The organism is Sphingobacterium sp. R2 (assembly GCF_040760075.1).
In the GTDB taxonomy this organism is placed as follows: Bacteria; Bacteroidota; Bacteroidia; order Sphingobacteriales; family Sphingobacteriaceae; genus Sphingobacterium.
Genome location: NZ_CP142884.1, coordinates 2,254,742 through 2,277,152 on the forward strand (window position 1 = coordinate 2,254,742; position 22,411 = coordinate 2,277,152).

Below are 22,411 nucleotides of genomic sequence, written 5' to 3' on the forward strand. Positions count from 1 at the left end.
ATGGATTGGTTTCGTAAATTATTCATCTCGTAATTTTTCAACGGGATTAAACCGAGTTGATCGAAATACAATAATGCCCACCAATAAACTCAGCAAACCAATCAAAGTCCCCAATGGTAACAAGTAGGTAAACGCATTGATTTCTATTCTGATAATGTAATTTTGCAGCCAGTATTGCATCAATAGATAACTCAGTGGAACTGTCGTTAATGCCGCAAATAGGAAGATTCCGTAGTACTCTTTCGAAAAGAGCAACATCAAATGTGCTAGGGAAGCCCCAAGTACTTTACGAATGCCGACTTCTTTATTGCGCAGATGGATGGAAAGCGATATTAATCCGGTAAGTCCCAATACAACAATCAGCAGCGAAACAACCGTAGCAATGTGGGAAGCGCGATGCAACTGCAGCTCAGTTTCATATAAATTTTTGATACGTTCATCCATAAATTGATATTCGAATGGAGCATCGGGCAACAACGTTTTCCACTTTTTTTCGAGTTGTTGTACTGCATTGGAAAGGGAGCCTTGCTGTAAACGGATGCTAAAGTATCGATATTGTAAGCTTTCCTGTACATCTGTCCAGACGATAGGAGGAGAGGCCTGATGAAGTGAATTGGCAACAAAATTGTCTGCAACGCCCACAATAGTCATTTTGTAACTGGGATCAGCCAGAGCAATTTGCTGACCAATAGCTTGCTCGGCATTTTTAAAACCAAAATCATTCATGGCCTTTTTATTGATAACAACTGGATTGTTATTCGCATTGGCAACATAGTTTTTAGGGAGAAAAGTTCCAGCAACTAGTGGTATCTCATACGTTTCCAAAAAATGACTATCACTTGTAATCCGTTGTACCTGGATTTCTCTGTCATCTGTCGTCCCGAAGGCAGGCTGCATATTGGACCCAAGCAATCCGGGAGTTTCATAAGATAAGCTTATTGATTTTACTTCTGGCTGTTGGCTGAGTTCCTGTTGTACGGTCTCCATTTTGCGAACACCATTTACGGACCAATCTCTAGGTACCTGAACGGTTAATAAGTAGTCTTTGTTGTAGCCTAGATTGCTATGGAGAAATAGATCCACTTGTTTGGAAATAATTAAGGTGCAGACAAGCAGGAGCAAGGCTACCCCAAATTGAAAAAACAAAAGAATTTTTCGGACCAGCTGTTTGCCCCCCAGCGTCGAAAACTGGCTTTTGACTGCCGGAAGTATTGCGACATTGGAAAGTTTAATGGCTGGATAGAGCCCCGCTGATAGACCAATGAACAACGTCATTATAACCAGTAGACCAAAAAAGTAAATTGGTAATTCCACCAACGAGGGTAGCTTGCGCATCAAGACATGTTCGAAGATTGGACTTGTGATGAAATAAATTGGAAGACTGATCAATGCTGCTATGGCCACAATCAGAATATATTCGGTCATCAGCTGTCTAATAAGCTGCATGCGAGATGATCCCATCATCTTTCGAACACCGATTTCCTTTAATCGCGTAATGTGCTGAGCAATACTAAAATTGACGAAATTGATGATGGCCATGATCAAGATGAAGATGGCAGTCCAAACCAGCGTCTGTATCATTTTACGGACGGCCCCTTGGTTGTCATCCAAATAATAAGTTTTCAATGGTTTTAGATCAGGGCTATATTCACTGGAAAATTCCTTATCGGTATTTTTTCTTACCAACGTTTCAATGGCGGCATCTACACGATTCAAGCTTACACCTGGTTTCAATTCGATGTAACCGGCAATATAAGGGTTATTCCAATTGTCTATCGATCGGCCAAAGAATTGCTCATTGATGATCGGTAAAAATATGTCGGCATGCATATTCTTTGTGAGATCCATAATGGCATTTTGAACATCGGATTTGATGATTGCTGTAATTTCAAAATCCTGCTTTTCACCCTTGAAATTTTTTATCTGTAGCGATTTGCCGAGTACATCCACATGCCCGAAATATTTTATGGCTGCTTTGTCACTTATAACAACTGAAAAGGGATTATTTAATGCCGTATTGGCATTGCCCGCCAGAATATGAAATCCGAACATCGTCAATAGACTGGGATCTCCAAGAGACATGCCTTCTTCATGTACTGTCGCACCGTTTGCTACGATACCGGTCAATCCATCAATCCGATAATAGTTAGAGACCAGATTGGGATACTCCTCATGCAAGGCTTTGGGGAGCGCCCCTAGTGTGGTTAAGTTAATACCAAATCCTTCTTTCTTATACTTGCTTTGCAACAAAAATTGCCGATCAATATTTTTGATAGTGCTATTCACTTGGTGTACATCCCATACATAGGCACTTACAAGTAGTAGAAAAGTAATACCGCAGGTCAATCCAATTAGATTGATCAGATTTTGGACTTTTTTCTTTCCGATATTTCGCCACGCAATCTTGAAGTTTGTAAAGTTCATTGTCTTATACTAAGAATTTATTCCGGTCGTGGAGCTGCTGATCGCTTGTGTGCTCGACTTAGAAAACTAAAATACAAATGTTTGGCCAAGTAGTTATCCTTTTGATCATTAACGTGTTGTCTTCCTGGTTCTTTTCCTTGCTGTTCAATATCGGACAGTGCTTTGTCCATAGCTGAACAGACGAGTCTATTTTATTCATCACGTAGACTGTCGACGGGATTCACTAAAGCGGCCTTAATCGTTTGATAACTTATAGTAGCCATACTGATTAAAATGGCCATCAATCCAGCAACGGCAAAGTAATACCAATGGATCGCTATTCGGTAGCTGTAATCTTGCAACCATTTATCCATGGCCCACCAAGCAATAGGTGTGGCGATAAAAATTGCGACCACCACGAGTTTGATAAAATCGATCGAAAGTAAAGAAGTTACTTGGGTGACACTTGCGCCAAGAACTTTGCGGACAGCAATTTCTTTCATGCGCGTTTCGGCCATATACGCGATCAGTGCCAGTAATCCCAAACAGGAAATAAAGATCGTCAATCCTGCAAAAACCATCGCTAATGTACCTATAGCCTTTGTTTCCTTAAATTTTTGTTCATACGTTTTGTCAATGAACTGATATTCAAATGGATAATCTGGATTGAATTTTTTAAAGATAGTTTCAATTGTTTTTAAGTTGCCGGCGATGCTATTGTTTGTATTTAAACGATAGTGAATCGTTGTAAACCAAGCCTTTGGACCCAATATTACCATAGGTTTTTTGTCCCCAAAAGGCGATCCTATAATAAAATCTTTGACAACTCCAACAACTGTCCATTTGGTGCCATCGCCATCCACAATGCTGTTTAGAGGGTTTGTGAGATGAAGACTTTTAACGGCAGACTCATTTAAAATTAATGCTGTACTGTCTGTTGCAAATTTATATATGTCGATGTCACGTCCTTGAATCAAAGTGAGACCAAGATTTTTTACCGCATCTGCGTCCGTACTAAAGCGGTTGTAAGAAATTCTTTTGTCCTCCTCGGTAGGTGTACCTGAGGTAAATCCCCAACCATTGCTATAAAAGTCAGTTACTGGCGACATGTTTTTCGATACAGAGACAACAGCATTGCTGGCCAAAAGCTCGTCCCGGAGGATTTTATAATTCTTTTCCAGGTCTCCTTTAATACTGCTATAGAGCAAACCATTTTCATTATAGCCGCGGTCGCGCTGCTTAGTATACTGGATTTGTTTTGCCACAATGACTGTAGCGATAATCAATATAATAGCGAGGCTAAACTGTATAACAACGAGTATGGAACGAATGTTAAACCCTTTACTCTTCGAAACAAATTTTCCTTTCAAAGTTTTGATCGGTTGAAATGAGGAAAGGAAAAAGGCTGGATAAGTACCTGCTAATATCCCTGTAAACAGTGCAAATGCGAGTAGAAAAAGCCAGGTCTGTAGACTCAATAAGGAAAGACTAAGATTTTTACCAACAAGATCATTGAAAAAGGGCAGCACTATAAAGACAAGTAAAGTTGCGAGAACCATCGCAATTAAACTAATTAGTATGCTCTCAACGAGAAATTGAGCCATTAGGCTTGCCTTACTTGCACCAATTACCTTACGGACACCAACCTCTTTTGCGCGACGCTCAGAACGTGCTGTGCTTAGGTTCATAAAATTGATGCTGGCTACTAATAAAATAAAAACACCGATCCACGCAAAAAGCTTGACAATATCAATCCGTCCCGAAGTATAATTTCCACCTTTACCATTGTTATACAGAAAAGAATCGGGATAAGGAAAAGCAAAAATCTCCCCTGTGTTTTTCGCTGATAAGCGACCCTCTGCCTTATTGCTGGCATTGATATGATCCCTTAAATAGGTCTTGATCTTACTATTAAATGCTGTTAAAGAAGCACCATCTTTTAATAAGACATAAGTACTTATTGAATTATTGCTCCAGTTGTCATCCACATAACCAATTATTTTTGCATATTCAAAAGGAAGAAGTATGTCAAATCTGAAACTTGAATTACTCGGGATATCTTTGAGAACAGCTTGTACATCAACTTGATTGACCGAATCTATTCTAACCGATTTGCCTATTGGATCCTCATCGCCGAACAGCGACTTTGCATAGCTTTCAGTAAGAACAACACCTTTTGGGTGATCAAATTTAACATTCTGTTCGCCTTTCATAAAAGGAAAGGAGAACATCTTGAAAAATCCGGGATCGACAAAAACTGTGTTTGCAATAAGCTTCTTTTCTTTAAATGTCGTTAAAAATTCGTGTCCCTCATTGTATCGTGTAAACGCTTCGATATCTGGGAAATCAGCGGCCAATGAGGGGCCTAATATTTTAGGTGTATATGCCCAAGCCGATTTATCGCCCTTAAATTCATCACGATTACTCAAGACATGGAGGCGATTGCCCTTTTCATGAAAGCGGTCCATCGTCAACATGTTCTGTAACCAAAGCACTATAAGCAATGCTCCGGCCATACCTATTGCCAACCCGATGATGTTAGTCATAGAAAACGATTTATTCTTCATTAGGTTGCGCCATGCTATTTTGATGTAGTTGCTTATCATAATTATAGTTTTTCTCTATTTGTTTTTAAAATTGATTTTAAAGCCTAATCTTATTAATTAACTGTACTTAGCCGCTATTCATCTCTTAATGCCTTCACCGGATTACTGCTTGCAGCTCTAATTGCTTGGCTGCTGACAGTAATGAGAGCGATCAGTATGGCGGAGGCTCCAGCTAAACCAAATGTCCACCACTGTATTTCAATGCGATAGGAGAAATCCTGAAGCCATTTATTCATAGCCCACCACGCAATAGGAGATGCAATTAAAATGGCAATGACGACAAGTTTGACAAAATCTCTAGATAACATTGCTGTAATTCCTGAGACGGATGCACCAAGTACTTTGCGTATACCAATTTCTTTTGTTTTCAATTCGGCCATATACGATGCAAGTCCAAATAGACCTAAACAGGAAATGGATATGGCTAATAGCGAAAAGATAAATGCTAACTTAGCCGTCTGTTGTTGATCGCCGAATTTTGAAGCGAACTGTTGATCAACGAATTTGTATTCAAAAGGATAAGCTGGATTGAATTTCTTAAGCGTCTTTTCAATTTGATTCAACTGATCGCTAAACGATGATGTAACATTGACCCGAATAACCATGTTAAATAGCCAATTTTTGTTCGCAGATATTAACAATGGAGAGACGGGATTATAGGGAGATCCGCTAATGTAATCATTGATAACACCAACAATCGTATATGTCTTATCGCCCCATTTTAAGTAATTGCCAACCGGATTTTTGAGATTCATTTCTCTAATGGCAGCTTCATTGAGCAATATTGACGAGCTATCAGCTAGCATTCTACTATAATCGATATCTCGGCCTGCTATAAGTTTTAATCCAAGCGTCTTCACAAAATCACTTTCTGTTTTTCCAAGATTGAAGACGATTTTATTGCCTTGTTCAGGAGTAGCACCCTCCCATAGAAAACCTCCGCTCGTATTCGATGCATTTTGTGTAATAGACCAACCGGTGCGTGTCACCGACTGCGCTATGTTGGCGCTGATCAGCTCCGATTTAATTGCTTCATAATTTTTTTCCATATTGCCTTCCATTGGTATTTCGATCAGCTGTGAACTGTTGTAACCGATATCACGTTGCGCAGCATAATTGATTTGCTGTCGTACAATCATAGTCGCTATAATCAGTATAATCGCGATACCAAATTGGAAAATGACCAGTAGTTCTCTAAAATTCAACACAAACTTTTTGGAGTGGCTTAGCGGTTTCAGTGTTTTAACGGGCTTAAATGCAGATAGGACAAAGGCAGGGTATAATCCGGCCAATGTGCCTGTAAAAAGTGTGAATCCGGCTAACGATATCCAGATGATTGGATCTGTTAAGGAAAATGATAAAGGCCTGTCTAATATTTTATTAAATAAGGGCAATATACCGATGGCCATACCAATAGCGATTAGTCCAGAAATAAGTGCTAATAAGACCGATTCAGTAAGGAATTGGGCAATCAGGTTGAAACGTTGGGCGCCCACCACTTTGCGAACCGCAACCTCTTTTGCTCTTTTCTGACTTCTTGCCGTACTGAGATTGATAAAATTGATGCAGGCGATCAGCAAAATTAGTAGGCCAATACCACCAATCAGTTTGACCTGGTCTATCTTTCCCCCCACAGGTATTCCCTGTTCGAATTTGGAGTAAAGATGCATTTTTGACAAAGGATATAGGAAAAGCGATCCTTTTGAGATATTGTTCGTTTTTTTTGTGATAAAACCGATCAGTTTTTCATTGAAAGCTTCTATATCAACACCCTTTTTCAGCTGCACAAAGGTGTAAAATGAATTGGAAGTCCAATTCGGAGAGTAATTCTCCGGTTGAGCCAAGGGGATTAAATAGGTAAAATCAAAATTTGTATTGCTCGGCAAATCCGCGATTACAGCAGTTACTTTATAAGGCTCTTTATCGTCGAGCATAACTATTTTATCCAAGGGGTCGATATCGCCAAAGATATTTCTTGCCAGGCTCTCCGTGAGAACAATACTTTTATTGTCTGCTAGCGCGTTGTTGTTATTTCCCCTAAGGATTTTGAAATCAAACATTTGTATAAAGGCGGGGTCAACTTCGTTTCCTTTAGATTTTATTTTTTTCTCATCGAAAGACAATAATCTATTAGAGCTCCAATAAATTCGTGCAGCGTGTTCTACCTCTGGATATTCAGCTTCCAGTGCTGGTGATGCGAGGCCCGACGTAACTTGTTGAAGTTTAATTTTTCCCTCGTCTTCATATTTGTTCCAAAGTTTATAAAGACTGGTATTATTGCTATAAAAATTGTCAAATTGATATTGATTTTGTATCCATATTCCGATAATCAATACGGCAGTCATGCCGATGGACAACCCAATGATATTGATTGCGGAATAACCTTTATTCTTCCAAAGGTTACGCCAAGCTATTTTGATATAATTCTTAAGCATTTTTTGTTTCGATTATCGATAAATAGCAAGAGAGAAATTTACAGAGTCTCTCGGGTGTTATCTATCGGATGTATTAGTTAATTAGTCACGTTAATAATTACTCGTCTCTTAAGCTATCAACTGGGTTCAGAATCGCAGCTTTTACAGTTTGAAAACTGATGGTTATAAATGATACAAACAATGCGCTGATTCCAGCCAATATAAATACCCACCAATCCAACGTAATATGATAGGCAAAATTCTCAATCCAGCGATGCATAGCATACCATCCCAATGGTACACTAACTAGCAGGGCAGAGCAGACTAAAACCATGAAGTCGAGGCTTAATATCTGGACAATTTTGATTGTTGAAGCACCTAATACTTTACGTATTCCTATTTCCTTAAAACGTTGTTGCACGGCGTAGGCCGATAATGCAAATAGTCCCATACAGGCAATAGCAATGGTAATGATGGAAAATAACTGCATTACTCGTGTTGTTTGCTGATCTTTGAGATATAACTTATTATAATCATCATTGAGAAAGTGATACTCAAAACTGTTTTTTGAATCAATATCTTTTATAACAGCTTTTATCTGCGCAAGAGCATCTTTCACCGGCGATGTCGGATTGAGTCGAATAAAAATATTGCCGAAATAATCATATTCTGGAAAGAGTACGATCGGCTTAACCTCACTATGTAGCGAAGCAAAGTTAAAACTTGCGACCACCTGCTTAATCATTCCTTTACGCCCGTTTAGGTTGATTTTCTTTCCAATTGCTTGTTGGGGTGTAAACCCCATAGCGGATGCCGCTAGCGTATTTACAACGAAACCATATTCGGGTGAGACTGTATCCTGTGCACGTAAGATATCCGTATCTGATAGCGGTTCACCGGCTACAGACTGAATGTGAAAAACAGAAACAAAATCTTTTTCAATCGGAATTGCCGTGACATCCATATCAAAATCATTGGGTTGGCCTTCTACTTCACTGACGCTGTAGCCACCTTGGATATTGACAGGATTGTCATACGAAGCGGTAACGCCCTGGACACTATTGAGCTGCATTAACTTTTCTTTTAATAGCTGCCTTTCTTTATTTTGCCATCCTCGGCCATCAATGACCAACATATCAGAGCGATCCAATCCGGTGTTTTTAGACTGGATAAAATCCATCTGCCTACCGGCGAATAAGGTGCAGATAATAAAAAATATAGAGATACTGAATTGAAAAGTAACGAGTACTCTACTCAGAGATATACCATTTTGTTTTTCAGTCAATTTTCGTTTAAAAATCGAAATAGGTTTTGAGCTTGCTATGGAATAGGCTGGCCAGCCGCCCGAAAGCAGAGTTATTAACACTATAAATGTAGCCAAAACTGCATAAAAGCGGGGATCGGCCCATATCGTCAATTTTATCTCAGCGCCCATAAACGAACTAAATACCGGTAATAAGAGTACAGTTGTCAAAAGACTAAAGCCAACAGCTAGAAAGACCATGATACTACATTCAAAGAAGAATTGAAAGAATATCGTTTTCTTTGCAGCACCTAGTACTTTCTTGACACCGATTTCCTTTTTACGTTCAAGCGCATGTGCTAATACCAAATTTGTAAAATTGATACAGGTTAAAATAATAAGCGCAGCACCTAATGCCATTAAAATATAGATATAAGTAATGTTTCCTGTACCTGCTGCTTTGGAGTGGAGATGGATATCGGTCAGCTTTTCCAGAATAAATCGAAATTGATAGCCTTGTTTTGTCGCTTCGGCGAATTTTGATTTAGTCATTTGATCCAATTTCTGTTGGATCAAGCTGAACTGATCTTTATTTTTTAAGAGCGCTATGGTTACATCATTTGCAGAAGACCATGCTATTTCTTTGTAGCGTTCTAATCCCTTATTGGAAAGGAGTGCGGAGAAGTTCAGCTGTGTATTCGTGGGCAAGTCTGCGATAATGCCTGTGATTTTCCAGTTGACTTTGTCAATGGATAGTGTCTGACCGATGGCCGACTGCTTGGGAAAATATTTCTCTGCGAGTTTTTTTGTCAAGACAATCTGATTTGGTTCTGCCAGAGCTGATTGTGAATCACCTTCGAGAAAGGTATAACCTAAAGTTTTAAAAACATTCTGGTCAGCATACAGCAGGCCTTTTTCAGTTATTAGTGCTTCTTTGGATTCTATTTTGCCGCCTTTGGAATAGCTGTAGAATCTGGTTGCTTGTTCTACATCCGGAAATTCAGCCTGCAATGTAGGCGCTAAGCCTGTTGGTGTTACGGCAGAGTTTACTTCTTCGGTGCTATTGGGTGATTTATAGGTGAGGCTAATATAAGCTAGGCGGTCAGCGTGGGGAAAGAAACGTTCATAGCTCGATTCATGGTATATATATGCCGCCAATAATAGAAAACATGTTATTCCTATACTAAGTCCAAACATATTTAGAAGAGAAAATCCTTTGTTTTTTCTAATATTTCGCGAAGCGATTTTAAAATAATTCTTTACCATGGTTATGCGTATTTAGACTGTTAATTAGGCTATATTCTTGTCACATAGTTCGCTTTAGTAGAAGGCTGTGTTATTAGACAAATAGCAAAGTCAGTTAATTCAATTCGTCTGCCATAAATATAATGTATTGATTTTTAGGTTTTTGATGTGTTTTTGTGGTGGTTTTAAATGTTCGGAAACGGACAGTACAGTGTCCGTCCCCGAACAAATTAATATTATTCGCTTCTTAGGGTTTTTACGGGATTTGCTAAAGTAGCTTTAATCGCTTGGTAACTAACGGTTAATATGGTAATGACTAGTGCGGTTAAGCCTGTGATAGCAAACACCGTCCATGTAATTGATATGCGGTAGACATAGTTTTCGAGCCACGATTTCATCAACAGATAAGCCAGGGGAGATGCAAGCATAAAGCTGATGCCCGTGAGCCAAATGTATTCTGTGGAAAGTAGTCGCCACAAGCCAAGTTCTGAAGCACCCAATACTTTTCGAATACCGATTTCCTTTTCACGTTGCTCCGTAAGAAAGGACACTAAGGCGTATAGACCGAGACAGGAAATGAGTATGGCCAGTCCTGTAAATAAACTTGTTAAGCTCTTGATCATTTCCATTTGTTGAAACTGCTTGGCATATTCCTGATCCGTAAAGGTATAATCAAAAATCAAATCAGGATCTATACGATTGAAGCTTTCCGCAATAGCTTTTAAGTCCTGCTTACCATCTTGACCTTCGTTCAATTGCAGCGTGATCTTGTTCTTTGGTAAAAATTTGAGGAAATAAGCTGTCGGCGTAATCGATTTAAAAGGGGATTCGGAAAGTGTATTCTTGATAATACCCACAATATGATAATCAATACCGGCACGTGAAAGCTGTTTACTGTTAAGGTCTGTCACGCCCATAAATTGAGCAGCGGCCTCATTCAAAATAACAGCGGTTGAATCTGTTTTAAAATCTTTTGAAAAATTACGGCCCTGTATAAAATCCCATTGTACAGTCTTCGCAAAATTGTCATCAACGGTAAAGATACCCATAATAGCACCATCTTTGCTGTCATTTCCCTGCCAATTAAATCCACCTCCGGTCAACGAAAGACGGTTGACAAAGCTGGAGGAAAGTGCCGCATCCTGAATTAATCGCTGCTCGATCAGTTCTTTCCGGAGCACGTTAAAGTTTTTAATGATTGTAGGACTAGAGGAAGTAATATTCAGCAAATTGGAACTTTTATATCCCATAGGACGATCCTTTGTGTAACGCAGTTGCTGGATCACCAGATAAGTGGATATCATCAGGAAAATAGAAATCGCAAATTGCACGATGACCATTGCCTTTCTACTTCTTGATCCGCCTTTTCGGCTGTTGATTTTACCCTTAAGAGCAAGAATAGGATTAAATGCCGATAAAAATAGCGCAGGGTAAATACCTGCTAAAAGACCTATAACGCCTATTCCTGCTAAGGAGTAGCCATAGAATCGAAGATCCATAAAGGGCATATGTAAGTTCGTATGGGTGATTGTATTGACCCAAGGCAACAGTACTGTAGCCAATAGAACGGCGATCAAAAAAGCACAGTCTACCGCGAGGATGGATTCCACAAGAAAGCCAGCGATAAGTTGGCTGCGATTGACGCCAACAGATTTTAAAACGCCGATTTCTTTTCCTCTTTTTAGACTTCTTGCAGTACTTAAATTGATAAAGTTTATACTGGCCAGCAACATAATGAATATACTGATCCACCCAAACATCCATACATATTGAATTTGTCCACCTACGTTCTTTCCATTTTTGAATGAATCGTATAAATGCCATTTCGACATCGGATGTAAGAGGATCTCAGGTTTTATATCCGGTATTTTTTTGTTGATAATATTTGTCAGCTTGTTTTCCAACGCGGGAACAAAGGCAGCATTGTCGATTTTGGCGAAAGTGCTAAAAAAGCAGCTGGACCAGCTGTCTTGTATGCCTTGGTCTTTCGCAAGATAATCGACAAACGGCAATACATAATCTAAGCCATAAAAAGTGTTGTTTTCAGGAATATCTTTATAAACACCTTGAACAGTATACTGTTCTTTGCCATTCAATTGAAGTGTTTTCCCGATGATATCTAACTTATCAAACAGTCGTTTTGCTAAAGATTCTGAAATTATGATGGTTGATGGATTGCCCGGTGTGGTACTATTTCCTTTTACAGATTCGAGAGAAAATAATTCGGCAAATTTTCCCATGGCGTAAAACCCCGGAGCATTTAATTTTTTATCACCTACTTTAAGATTATTGCTTTCTAGATTGGTGACCAAAGTGGCATCTGGCATCTCATTTTTAAAATCAGAGACAATCGTTTTGGCCAAAGGAATAGGCGTAGAGCGATCAGTTGATTTTTCATCGTTGAAAGTTCCGGTCATCATGACCTGATAAATATGTTGATAATTGCGGTAATGCTTATCAAAAGAAAATTGTTTCAGCACCCATAACGTACTGATCAGAGCAACAGTAAACCCCAGTGCTAATCCCAAAATATTTATTGTTGTATTGAGGGGACTGCGTTTTAAATTTCTAAGTCCTGTTTTTAGGAATAACTGAATCATTTTATTGTTTGGTATTTAATTATAAGCTACTCGTTATTTATCAACCGCTCTATTCGTCCCTTAAACTATTTATCGGATTTGCTTTTGCTGCAAATATACTTTTGGTTGAAAGTACAAGACTTGCAAAAGCAATTAATCCTACAGCTGATAGCCCAAAAATCCAGGGACTGATTGTCGTTCGGTAGACAAAATCATTAAGCCAATTATGCATAAAATAATAGGCAATTGGAAAAGCTATTAGACAGGCTATCGCAACCAGTGATAGCAAATTTCGAAGCAGTAGGAATGTGATCTGGAAAACAGATGCCCCCAATACTTTACGGATTCCAATTTCCTTTGTGCGTTGATTTGCCGTGAAGATGGCTAGTCCAAATAAACCCAGTCCAGCGATGGTTACAGAGAGTCCCACTGCCCAGGATAAAAGTTTAGAAAGCTGCTTCTCTTGGGTATAGAAATTTTGGATTACCTCGTCTACAAATCGTAGATCCAATTCATCATCAGCGAAGACCGATTTATAACTGGACGTTATTTTATCGATAGCATTTTTCCAGTTTTCAGGATGCGATTGATCCAATGCAATATGGAGTACATAACCATCTTTGCTACCCGTATAAACAACGGGTTTAACTCCTTGTCGTGCTGAAGCAAGGTCAAAATCTTCCATTACCCCCACAATGATGCTATTTCCATTTTCAAAGGTTTTACCGATGGCATCTTCTGGGTTTTTGATATTTAGCAGTTCAAGACCTTTTCTATTGATCAACATTTCCCTTGTTGAATCCAATAGGCGTATATTTCTTCCTGCTAAAAGCGGAATCTGATAAACTTCTAAATAGTTTTCATCACCAGAGCGGCTATCAAAAGTCAAGGATTCCTTGTCGGGCGATTGATCGTAAGCGATGGCAGTAGTCATCCAACCGTTCATTGCAGGAGCGATGTTCCCAAAACTGATTGCTTTGACATCTTTTAACTTCTGGAGCTCATTTTTGAGAATGATGCCTTTAGCGGAATTTTGAAAAGCTCCCGGAATGTAAACATTGACAATGGCGTCTTTCTGGAACCCCATATCTCGATGAGTGGCGTAATTGATTTGGCGAACAACGATAAGTACGCAGATAAGGAACGCTTGGGCCATGACAAACTGAAAGATGGTCAGCGCTTTGCGTATCCATGCACTTCGGGATAAATTGGTGCTTTTCCCAAGCTGATTTTTGAGCGCCAGCACTGGCGCATATCCTGTCAGTACCCAGGCGGGGTAGAATCCCGCAAGTAAAGTGACTAAGATCAATTGCCCGAATAGGAACAAAACAATAACGGCTTTGTCTAAGCGGTCTACGCTCAGGTTTTTCGGAATAAATCCTTCGAAGACATGTGAAAACAAAGGGAGCAACAAAACTGCAAGTAATGTCGCCGATAAGGTTATCAGAAATGTTTCTATTAAGAATTGCTTGATCAATGTAGCTTTAGAACTGCCCAGGGTTTTGCGAATACCCACTTCTTTCGCTCTTTCGATGGATTGCGCAGTGGATAGATTGATAAAATTTACCGCTCCTAGCGCCAAGAGGAATAAGGCCAGTAGAATGAGGTTGCGTAGTGCTTCCGGGTGGGTCGCATCATAATTAAATCGCGTATCAAAATGTACATCTGCCAAGGCTTGAAGTTCCAGCTTATCGCGGATCTTTTCTCCTTCTTTGTATTTATATTTTTTAAGGAGATTAGCAATATTGTGCTCCAGCAGATGCGGATTGCTGTGGGCTTTTGTTTTGATAAGTACTTGATGGGAGTCGGAGATGCTGTTCCAAGCTTCCCAGTTATACATGTTCTTTAAGTTATTGTCAATAGGGATCGTCGCATCGGCAATGAAGATTTCATAATTGAAGTCCGAATTATGTTGCGGATTTTCAATCACTCCAGCGACCTGAAGCGGTATACTATCCGCATAGAAGATGGTTTTGCCAATCACATTTGCCGGCGATTCTTTTCCATAAAACTTTTCTGATGTTTTCTGCGTAAGGATGATATTTCCGGATAAATTCAAAGCCTTAAGACTGCCAGCCAACCATTTTGAAGGGAAAATATCGAAATATTGACTGTTAGTGAATACCATCTTCTGTTCTTTCGGGAAAGTCTGGAATTTGTCCTTAGCCAGCGAAACTTTCAGCTTTTGGATATGGCTATGGTAGATCGGCGCTACCGCTTCTAAGTTTGGGAGTTCTGCTTTCATCGTACGAACCAATGGGACGTAGACACCGGCATTTTTAAATTCCCCATTGTTAACTACGCGATACACTCGTTCTTTACCGGGTACATGTTTATCAAAACTATAGTCGTATTGAATCATGAGGAAAATAACCAACGTAGCCGTAATCCCAATAGCGAGACTAGTAATATTGATGAACGTGATCAACTTATGTTTTTTTAAGAAACGATACGCTGTTTTAAGTGAATTTACAATCATTGTTATTTCGTTTTTTGTTAACCCCAATTTGATATTCTAGTGTTGCTATTCGTCCCGCAAACTATTTACATGATTTAGTAATGCAGCTTTAAAAGTTTGGAATCCAATTGTTATAAATGCGACAATTGTCACTGTCAGGACAGCGACTACGTATGCCCACCACGGCATATCGATGTGATAAACAAAATCATTTAACCAGCTATTTGATAAGTAGTATGCAATTGGTCCTGCAATCAGAAATGCTATACAGATCAATTTGATGTAGTTTGCGGACAGCAAATGAATAATACTACCGACACTTGCACCAAGAACTTTACGTATGCCGATCTCTTTACTCTTTGATTCAGCTGTATAGGCAGCTAGTCCTAGTAAACCCAGGCAGGCAATAAATAGGGTCAAAAATGAAAACAAAGTCATGACATTGGATGAACGAATTTCATTATCATATTGATCTTGTACATGCTGGTCTAAAAAGAAAAAATCAAATGCAGCATCGGGAGCAATAGCTGTGTAGATTTTTTTTATCTCCTCCATATACGACTGAAGATCTGCTGTTTTATAGCGGATCAATAAATTCCGAGGAGATTCAGAAGAAGCATTCATTGTATAGTAGGTATATCCACCGATCTCAGATTTTAGGTTGGCATAATTAAAATCTCGAACAACACCAGATATGATGGAATTAGTCGCACTCATTTCTGTAACGATATGTTTACCTATTGCTTCTTCGGGTGTTTTATAACCTAAAAACTTCATTACTTTTTCGTTGATCAATACATAACACGTTGAGTCTGTACGCCCGATCACATTTGGTAAATCTGTACCCGCAAGTAATTTTAGTCCTAAAGTATTGATCGTCTTGCCATAGGTGACGCAGCTCAGTGTGGGTAAGCCCTGCTTGTCAGTCGTAAATTTATAAGTTGATTTACCACTTTCATTGAATCCGGGTATCGATTGTGCGAAAGTCGTGGCTACCGTATTGGTCAGGTTTTGAACTTGTTGGCCAAGGGTATTTAACTTTTCTTGATTTTTTAAAGAACGAATTGAAATAGACACAACATTTTCAGGTTGATACCCTAAATCCTTATTGCGGATAAAGCTTATTTGGGCAAGCATAATACTGATACCAATAATCAGTACGATCGAAATAGAAAACTGGCATACAACCAATATTTGTCGGATTAATATTGTTTGCCCCTGTTTATTGTATCCTTTGTTCATTAAAGAGATTGATTTAATGCCTGAAAGGAATAATGCAGGATAGCTACCTGCAACCAACGTAATGACTAGCCATGCTATAGCCAATATTCCTAACATATTCCAATTCAGCAGATGCTGAATAGTCATATCGGTCTTACCGACCAAATTGAACGCAGGAATAAGTATGATGGCAAGGACGAGCCCAATAAGCATAGCGGAAAGACTAATTGTTGCCGTTTCTACAAAAAAACGGATAATGAGCTGCCGACGGGTAGCGCCAAGTACTTTATTGACTCCAACTTGTTTTGCATTTTTCTGTGATTTGGCTGTCGCAAGATTCATATAATTGATGCATGCAATTATAATCACGAGAAGGGCAAGGACTGATAATGTTCTAATGATGGTTATATTTCCAGAACGTGTAGTAACTCCACTTGTAAGATCTGCTGAATAGAGGTGTACTGCTGATAACGGTTGTAGGAAAAATTGTGTATAATATTGGTTGTCTTTTTCGACATACTTGTCTATCAATTTAGTAGCTTCTTGCGCAATAGAGCCTGGATCTGCGCCCTTTTTCAATAGAATATAAGTTTCGTAACTCGCATTGCTCCAGTATACATTTTGCCCCATCCATGAATCCATAATATTCATGACCATGTTACAATCTAATGTGCTATTAGCTGGAAGATCTTTGAAGACTCCGGTGACCTGTACGGTATCCTGTTGATTGATACTGATTAATTTGCCAATGGCTTCCTGTTTTCCAAATAGTTTTTCTTTCGACGATTGGGATAGGACGATGCTTTTTTTATTTGAAAAAGCAGTACGCGCATTTCCTTCAATAAATTGAAAATCAAATATCGAGAACAGCGTCGAATCTGCTAAGTACAATTGTTTTTCAGAGAAATTATCATTCCCGGTGCCGATGGAAGCCGTTGCACCATAACCGTCTTTTACCAGACGCACCATATTATCCACCTGGGTAATGTCGGATTTTAAAGTTGGTCCCACCGCATTGGGGAGTGTAAGCATTTTCTCCTCATTATATGCTGCGGATAGCTTCATGTAGACGCGGTAGATATGCTCAGCTTTAGGATACATAGAATCAAAACTTAGTTCCTGTCGGATAAAGGCGAATAACAATAGCGATACACAGATACCTATGGCCAGTCCACTGATATTAAGGATACTGAAAAATCGGTTTGCCCTGATTGTTCGCCAAGCTGTCTTTATATAGTTCTTTATCATGATCGTGTGTGTTTGGAAAGTTGTCTGATGACCTGTTCTAATAAAAGATTGTTCATAGCAGAAGCGTAGTGATTGACTAAAATTGACGCTAGTTATTCATCTCTTAGGCTGTCTACCGGGTTTGCTCTGGCCGCTTTAAGTGTTTGATAGCTTACCGTAAATAAAGCGATCAGAATGGCGGCGAAACCGGCCAAGGCAAACATCCACCATTGTGGTTCAATGTGATAAGCAAAGTTGTCCAGCCATTTTTTCATCGCCATCCAAGATAGGGGAGTGGCAATGAGGAGGGCTACAGCCAATAACTTGATGAAGTCGGAAGAGAGCAGGAGGATTAAATGATAGATGGATGCACCGAGAACTTTCCGTACGCCGATTTCTTTGGTACGCTGTTGGGCTGTATACGTCACAAGTCCCAATAATCCCAGACAGGCAATGAAAAGTGCCAGTCCAGAGAAGGCTGTAAAAAGTCTTCTAAAATTATAATCCGCTTCATATTGTCGATTGAAGCTATCATCAAGAAAGCTATATAAAAATGGACGGTTTGGTACAAGCTCATTCCACAGTTTGCCGATTCTTGCAATGGTCTCAGGCTGGTTTACATGTTGGATATTCAAGGTTAAATATCGGCTGCCGCTTGGATCAAGGCGCAACGCTAATGGCTCAATCTTACGGTGTAGAGAAAGGTAGTTGAAATCTTTCACCACACCAATAACTGTCCCCTCTCTTCCCCATTGACGAAATTGTTTACCAATAATATCTTGTGGATTGGAGTATCCCCATTGTTTAGCAGCAGATTCATTGATAACAAGTGAATGAGCTGTATCGGCAGGGAAATCTCTGGAATAGGCGCGCCCTGCGGCCATTTGTAAACCGATATTAGGAATAAAGTCGACATCGACTTCATATAAAAAAGGAGCAAATGAAGTCATTGTTCCGTTGGCTGACATGATTTCGGTTCCGGCATTTGGAAAAAATGTTCCGGGTACCGTGCGTGATGCGGTGACAGACAGCACATCTTTATCTTTTGCAAGTGTCAATTTTATCGCTTCCAGGTTATTGTTTACCTTATCATCGAAATTATAATCAATGACAAGTCGTTGATCTTTTTGAAATCCAAGATCGCGGTGCTGCAATTGATCTAATTGAGAAAAGACGACGACAGTACCTGCAATGAGCGCAATGGAAAGGCAAAATTGAAAAACAACTAATACGCGACGTAATAATGTGCCACCTTTGCTGTTGCTATAACTTCCTTTAAGCACTGAAATAGGTTTGAAATTTGCTAGAATCAATGCGGGGTAGCTGGCTGCAAGTAGCCCCGTAAAAACGGTAGTGGATAGGAATATTGCCCAGGTCGTCCCGTTTAGCAGGGACGAATAATTGAGGTGTTTGCCTGAAAATGCTTCCAAAAAAGGAAGAAAAGCCATAACGAGCAGTATAGCCAAAATACTACTGACAAATACAAGGACCAATGATTCAGACATAAACTGAAAGATCAGATTGCTTTTGCTCGCGCCTATGGTTTTTCGGACGCCGACTTCTTTTGCTCTTTCCATTGACCTTGATGTAGCCAGATTCATAAAGTTCACACAGGCGATCAATAATATAAATCCGCCAATAATGCTGAATATGTATAAATTCTGATAGCTTCCATTGGGACCGGGCTGACGATCCGCAGACGAGTGCATGTAAGCCTGCAGAAGTGGCTCAATATGGAAATCGTATTTTGCGTTGCGGTTTTCGTTTGCAGGGAGATGCCGCTTGAGAAACTCCGGTATTTTTTGGTTGAACTTTACAGGGTCAAAGTCTTTTGAAGCGAGAAAGTACGTGTAGAAGTCCACATAATCCCAGCCTTCTTTGTTAAATACGTCTGGCCGAGCTTTTCGGAAGGTACTCATCGAGAGCAGTGCATCGAACGTAAAGTGTGAATTAGAGGGGACATCGGCCATTACTGCTGTTACCGTGTATAGACCTGCGTCAGCACGGCCCGCGGCTAAACCTCCCTCAAGCGTCTTGCCAATGGGATTTTGATCGCCGAAATATTTTTTGGCTGTACTCTCTGTTAATACAACAGAATAGGCATTATTTAAGGCTGACTGAGGGTCGCCGGCCAAAACCTTCCAACTGAAGACATCAAAAGCAGTTGAATCCATGAAAAATACATTTTCCTCTTGGAATCTTTTATCGCCTTTTTTGAGTAGGATAGAGGTTTGCCCTGAAAATTGAACGACCTTCTCTATCTCAGGGAAATCAGCCCTGATGGCATCACCGACGGGTGCATTGCCCCAGATCTGATGCTGCTCGGTGCTGCTTACACCCTTATAGTCATGGACGATGCGGTAAATTCGATCTTTATTCACATGGTATTTGTCATAAGACAATTCATTTTGTACATAAATCGCTATTAATAGGCAGCAGGCTAATCCTATTGCTAATCCAATTATGTTTATGGTCGAATATCCTTTATTTTTAGAGATATTGCGCCAGGCTATTTTTATATAGTTTTTGATCATAGCTCAATTTCTTAAATTGCAGTGTGTTTGACAATCAATTAGTTTCTTATATTCCAGCTTTTACTCATCTCTTAAACTATCGACCGGGTTTGCACGTGCTGCTTTTATGGATTGGTAGCTCATTGTAAAAAATGCAATAAGTAGGGTTGCGGCAGCCGGAATAATAAACATCCACCAGGATAGATCTATCCTATACGCAAAATCATCCAACCATTTGTGCATCGCCCACCAAGCAATTGGAGTAGCAATCAAAATAGAAATGAGTATAAGTTTGACGTAATCTTTTGATAATAATCCAATAATTCCCAGTACTGTACTTCCCAACACTTTTCGAATACCAATTTCTTTTGTACGTTGTACCGTGGTGATCGTAACCAAACCGATCAATCCCAGGCAGCTGATGAGAATTGTCGTCGACGTAAATAGATTGATGATCTTCGAGAATTTTAGATCACTGCTATAAAGTTCTTTGATTTGCTGATCATAGAAATCATATTTAAATGGGGCTTTTGGATAGTATTTTTTCCATTCTTTCTCAATCTGTTTTAAAGTTTCCGGCCAGGTAGTTGAGTTAGTGTTGAGTTTGATACTTATTCTGCTTAATTCCCATTTTTTAATGGAACTCAGCATGACGACAGGTTGAATGGCTGCATGGAGATTTTTTGTATGAAAATTGTCCGTCACCCCCACAATCTGACGCTGTTTATCTGTATACGTAACAAAGCTCCCTACAGCATGTTCAGCAGATTTAAAACCTAATTTTTGAACGCTGGCTAAGTTTAACACGATGCCTGTGCTCGTATCGGCCAATTGCAGCGGGCGGCCAGCAAGCATTTTAAAATTATAGAGCTTAAAGTTATCTTGGTCGACAAACTTCATTTGTACATCGGCTTGTACCCGTCCCGTATCACTTTTTGCAAACAAGGCATTTCCCCAATGTTCGCTACTCATGGGCAGATGCCCCAAGGAAACCTGCTCTACGCCTGCGATCTGCTTGATCGCTTGTTTGAAAACAAAAGGATCAACATTACTGTCCTGATAGCTTTTACTCGGGAAACGTAGGGTAATGATCGCATCCTTATCGAAGCCGTAGTTACTCTGTAGGGCATGTTTCAACTGTAGACCAATGATGCAAGTTGAAATAACGAATAGCTGGGCAATCAAAAATTGAAAAACAATGAGCATTTTTCGAAAAGAAAGATTGCCAAATTTGAGCGTTTGCGCATTCGAGATTTTAATGACTTCAACAATCTTGACTTTATTTGTCAGTAAAATTGGGTAACATGAGGAAATTAAGGTAATCGTTATGGTAAGTGTTGCTAAAAATAGCGATACGCCAAAGGGGTCTGGATATAGCTTGAGCTGATCGGGAATATAGGATGCTAAAACTGTTTGAATGAGAATAAGTAAAGGCCATGATAAAAGTACCGAAAAAGCCGTAATGCAAAAGGTTTCCAATAAAAAGGATTTGCTGATCCTCTGTTGGCTTTCACCCAATGTTTTACGAATACCAATCTCCTTCGCCCGCTGAGGAATTTGTGCAGTAGCCAGGTTGATATAATTGACACAGGCCAATAGGAGGAGGAATATACCAATGCCAATAAGTCCAAATATGATTTTCTTATCCACACTATTCTGGGCGAAAGAAGTAAAATGTAAGTCTTTTAAGGGTACTGTATTTACATGCATTTTAAATCCGAATTTGTCAAATTCGGCATGCGTCATCTCATACGCCTTTTTATCGGCTGTCTTTATGAGGTTAGGAAGAGAAGCCGATGATTTTACCTTAATAAAGAGCTGCCAATTTGAATTTGAATTACTCCAGTTTGTACTGTCCCATTCCTTTTCTGGAATCCGGATAAATTCTTTGCCCAAAAAGCTGCTTGGAAGCGCTAAATCTTTTACAATACCGGTGACATTATATAATGTACTATCATAGGACAAAGTCTGTCCTATGATTTGGTCCATTGACGTATTTGGGAAGTACAATTTAGCCCGCGATTCTGTCAGGATGACTTCATGGCTATTTTTTAGTATATTCCTTTTGTCGCCAGCTAACCAAACATAAGGTGTCATTTTGAAATAGTCTCCCGTGGTACCGATGATTTCGGGCTGATCTTCAAACTCTATTTTCTGCGCGCCGCGATTATTACTGACACGCTCGAAGTATTGTTTAAAGATGGGGACTGTCAGTTCAACATTGACAAAGTTTTCCTTGATATATGCCGGTAATGGTGCGGGAACACCATCAAAATGATCTAATTTATCCTTTTCCTCATAGGAAGTATGGACTTTGTAAATCTGCTCACTTTCCGGATGATGCTGGTCAAAACTAAATTCATAATTGACGATGCGGAAAATTAGCCAACAGGCACTTATTCCGATGGCAAGCCCAAATACATTTAAAAATGTGAAAAGACGGTTGCGCCATAGTTGTCTGAAAATTAATTTAATCGTGCTCATCATCTATAGGTTATTAGG

The 22,411-nt window shown here is 39.5% G+C and carries 9 protein-coding genes; all 9 read right to left on the minus strand.

Annotated elements, in window-relative coordinates; translation table 11 throughout:
* Positions 1–18: 18 nt before the first annotated feature.
* A complete protein-coding gene (locus VXM68_RS09475; RefSeq protein ID WP_367211101.1) occupies positions 19–2,424 on the minus strand; it encodes an ABC transporter permease in 2,406 nt (801 codons plus the stop codon).
* A gap of 191 nt (positions 2,425–2,615) precedes the next feature.
* Entirely contained in the window at positions 2,616–5,009 is a 2,394-nt protein-coding gene (locus VXM68_RS09480; protein WP_367211102.1) for an ABC transporter permease, read from the minus strand.
* A 74-nt stretch (positions 5,010–5,083) separates the two neighbouring features.
* Complete coding sequence (locus VXM68_RS09485) at positions 5,084–7,444, minus strand: ABC transporter permease (protein ID WP_367211103.1); 2,361 nt, start codon at positions 7,442–7,444, stop codon at positions 5,084–5,086.
* A gap of 97 nt (positions 7,445–7,541) precedes the next feature.
* Positions 7,542–9,932, minus strand: a complete 2,391-nt coding sequence (locus VXM68_RS09490) for an ABC transporter permease (protein WP_294345489.1) — start codon at positions 9,930–9,932, stop codon at positions 7,542–7,544.
* A gap of 215 nt (positions 9,933–10,147) precedes the next feature.
* On the minus strand, positions 10,148–12,511 hold the full coding sequence (locus VXM68_RS09495; RefSeq protein ID WP_367211104.1) for an ABC transporter permease: 2,364 nt from the start codon (positions 12,509–12,511) through the stop codon (positions 10,148–10,150).
* A gap of 49 nt (positions 12,512–12,560) precedes the next feature.
* On the minus strand, positions 12,561–14,969 hold the full coding sequence (locus tag VXM68_RS09500; protein ID WP_367211105.1) for an ABC transporter permease: 2,409 nt from the start codon (positions 14,967–14,969) through the stop codon (positions 12,561–12,563).
* Between the two features lie 45 nt (positions 14,970–15,014).
* Positions 15,015–17,417: an FtsX-like permease family protein gene (locus tag VXM68_RS09505; protein ID WP_367211106.1), complete on the minus strand. Its 2,403-nt coding sequence runs from the start codon at positions 17,415–17,417 to the stop codon at positions 15,015–15,017.
* Positions 17,418–17,509: 92 nt separating this feature from the next.
* Positions 17,510–19,930 (minus strand): ABC transporter permease, encoded by a 2,421-nt coding sequence (locus VXM68_RS09510; protein WP_367211107.1) that lies wholly within the window; start codon positions 19,928–19,930, stop codon positions 17,510–17,512.
* A gap of 60 nt (positions 19,931–19,990) precedes the next feature.
* Positions 19,991–22,396, minus strand: a complete 2,406-nt coding sequence (locus VXM68_RS09515) for an ABC transporter permease (protein WP_367211109.1) — start codon at positions 22,394–22,396, stop codon at positions 19,991–19,993.
* Positions 22,397–22,411 lie beyond the last annotated feature (15 nt).